Annotated in this window: 1 protein-coding gene; it reads left to right on the forward strand. The window is 38.4% G+C overall.

Going from position 1 to position 1,457, the window contains the following annotated elements:
• Positions 1–85 precede the first annotated feature (85 nt).
• A complete protein-coding gene (locus AOG55_RS02515; RefSeq protein ID WP_048102236.1) occupies positions 86–1,393 on the forward strand; it encodes an MFS transporter in 1,308 nt (435 codons plus the stop codon).
• Positions 1,394–1,457: the final 64 nt, after the last annotated feature.

A 1,457-nucleotide genomic window follows, 5' to 3' on the forward strand; every position in this document is an offset into this window, starting at 1 on the left:
TCCGATCTAATGTATATTGATATAATATTTCTTATACTTATGTTCATACAGGAATTTATTTATTCAATAATTATTTAATATATTTATGTCACAGAATGCTGTTCAGGTCAAAACGCCCTGGGGCAATATAAGGTGGTCAGCATTTTATGCCGCATGGGGAGGCTGGGTTCTTGATGGATTTACAACCTTCGTTTATGCATTTATAGATCTGGCCGCAACCAGATATTTACTTCCCGCCACAGGTATAAGCCTGAGCCTTACATCATTTTTCCTTGCAGCATTTTTTGCAGTATTTCTAATAGGATGGGGCACATCATTTATTTTTGGCCCGCTTGGTGATAAATACGGAAGAATAAAAATACTATCCTTAAGCATCATCTTATTTGCCGTTGGGTCTGTTCTGAGTGGTTTATCAACCAATGCATATGAATTTATGGTCTTTAGATTCCTGACAGGTCTCGGGATTGGTGCAGAATGGTTTTCAGGCGGAACCACAGTTGCAGAGGTTTTCCCTGAGGATAGAAGGGTTATGGGAGCTGGGCTTTTCCATACGGGCTTTTACTTTGGATTTTTATTTGCCGCACTGGCGGAGCTTGTCCTTGAGCCATTTATTGGATTCCGTGGAATGCTTATACTTGGAGGGCTTCCTGTAATCTTCATAATTTATGTAAGGTATAAAACAAAGGAGCCTGAAAAATGGGTTAATGTTAAAAGGGCTGCCAAAAATTCATTGAAGGCCAGGGAATCATTTTATTCCATATTCAAAAAAGGTTATGCAAAATCCACTGTAATAGCATCCCTGGTTATGTCTGCCGTTATACTGGGACTTTACAGCGGTACTGTGTATGTCCCAACAATAATTGAGGATATAACAGCCAAAATTGCCATGCTTAAATATCCCGTTGTATATTATGTTGCAGCTGGTGGTGCAGAGGTGTCAGCATTTACAATAATTGGATGCATACTAATGCCATTAATGGCGGAAAAACTTGGAAGGAGAATAACATTGATAATCTTTCTGGTGCTTATGACCATCAGTGTTGTTCTTATTTACGATATAATATTCTATATGAACTCATTATTTTATCTTTATCTGGCAATACCATTGCTTGGCCTTGGGGGTGCTGACTTTTCGGTATTTACCCTCTGGAGCCCTGAGCTTTATCCAACAGAATTTAGAAATTCAGGCTTTGCAGCAATAACCACCTTTGCAAGGTATTTTGCCGCAGCACTGATATTCATCATAGGTTATCTCGCGCTTCTGGTTGGGTTTGGCCATGCCGTGGCATACACCGCCATAGGATTTGTGCTGGTGATGCCTCTTGTATTTTTAATGAAGGAAACAAGAGGCCAGAAACTTCCAGAAAAAATACTCTCAGGCGTTAAGGATTAAATTTTTAAATTATTTTTATTTTATTTATCAAATTAAATAGCAATACTGTGGTATATTATTAATA

The sequence above is a fragment of the Acidiplasma cupricumulans genome, from assembly GCF_001402935.1.
Taxonomy (GTDB): domain Archaea; phylum Thermoplasmatota; class Thermoplasmata; order Thermoplasmatales; family Thermoplasmataceae; genus Acidiplasma; species Acidiplasma aeolicum.